This is a genomic window from Clostridium sp. AF32-12BH, assembly GCF_003477935.1.
Taxonomy (GTDB): domain Bacteria; phylum Bacillota; class Clostridia; order Lachnospirales; family Lachnospiraceae; genus Brotaphodocola.
In genome coordinates this window covers 1-572 of sequence record NZ_QUEH01000057.1, presented here as the reverse complement: position 1 = coordinate 572, position 572 = coordinate 1, and the positions used below count along the sequence as shown (strand labels likewise).

The following is a 572-nucleotide window of genomic DNA, read 5'->3' as shown; positions in this document are numbered from 1 at the left end:
ATCCGGGGCGCGGCGGCAGAGCAGAAGGTGCGGGAGCTGAAAGTAGAAAACCAACAGCTTCAGCAGAAAATCCCCTCGATGAAAGAAAAGCTGAAGGACGCCCAGGAGCGACAGCGGCTTGAAAATGAAAACCGGCAGCTCAAAGTGCAGGTGGAATACCTGGAAGAAGATTTGAGCTGGGAGCGCGGGATTTCGGCACGGCTCCAGGAAGGGATCGGGGCGGTGCTGGACTTTCTGGATCGGCACTTGCCGGAGCAGTTCCGGCCCCTGGTCGAAAAGGCGCGGGAGCTGCTACCTGTGCCAGAGGTGCAGCAGCCGGAGAAAGAGCAAGAACGGGGCCACACCTGGGGCGGTATGGAGCTATAAAAGAAGCCTGTCCGGGGGACTTGAAAGAGCCGCCCGGACAGGCTATAATAACAGTAAAAATAGGGAATAAAATGTATTGATAATATATGCCCCCCTATGGCCTTTAGGCCAGGGAAAAAATAATAAAATATTCTCTCTCGGACAGGGAGAAAGTCGGAGGGGGTAATGGGGGTGAGCGGCGGGGTGTGGGAATGTGGTAAACCTGA

Annotated in this window: 1 pseudogene; it reads left to right on the top strand. The window is 55.1% G+C overall.

From position 1 onward, the window contains the following. Nucleotides 1-366 (top strand): annotated as a pseudogene (locus DWZ40_RS19215) (plasmid recombination enzyme); the annotation flags it as partial. Nucleotides 367-572: the final 206 nt, after the last annotated feature.